Genomic DNA, 523 nt, shown 5'->3' with positions numbered 1-523 from the left:
GGGGCCACGTAGATGCCGCCGTCGAGTCCTGCCCTTACGTTGTCGGCGTCGTTCGCCACGGGATGCCTCCAGGCATGCTGAGGACCCGCGTCGGCACGGCCGAGCGGGCGAGAGTGAACAGGAAGCAGCGGGTTAGGTCTTGATCAGGCGGGGCGGACGCGCAGGGTCATCACCAGCACGTAGCGGGCGAACGGAGCCACACCCTCAGCGGGCGCATACGGCAGCCAGATCAGGCTGACGTCGTCCACGCGGTAGATACGGGCGCCGCCCTGCGCCGTGCCCTCCGCGGCGAACACATGCGCCCGGACGAGCTGCGCCAGGTCGTGCGCCTCGGCTTTCGAGGCGGCCAGAACGTCGAAGTCGACCGTCACGTCCTCAAGGACGAACCGCGTCACCACCGCGCCGCCGCCGCGGGACACAGCCACGAACGGCAGGCCGGCCTCCAGCGGACTCGGCCACTCCGACCCGACGCCAGCGTCCAGCACGCCGTCGAGATAGCCGGCGAGCGCCGCCTCCACATCAG

The 523-nt window shown here is 70.7% G+C and carries 1 protein-coding gene; it reads right to left on the bottom strand.

The annotated features are described in order from the left end of the window. Window positions 1–143 precede the first annotated feature (143 nt). Window positions 144–523, bottom strand: a 380-nt coding sequence (locus tag ACFP3U_RS37075; protein ID WP_380230170.1) for a hypothetical protein, incomplete at its 5' end; no start/stop codon positions are given.

It is taken from the genome of Kitasatospora misakiensis (genome assembly GCF_042656005.1).
Classification (GTDB): domain Bacteria; phylum Actinomycetota; class Actinomycetes; order Streptomycetales; family Streptomycetaceae; genus Kitasatospora; species Kitasatospora misakiensis.
The sequence above is the reverse complement of the archived record's forward strand: the minus strand, read 5'-3'. Positions and strand labels throughout refer to the sequence as shown.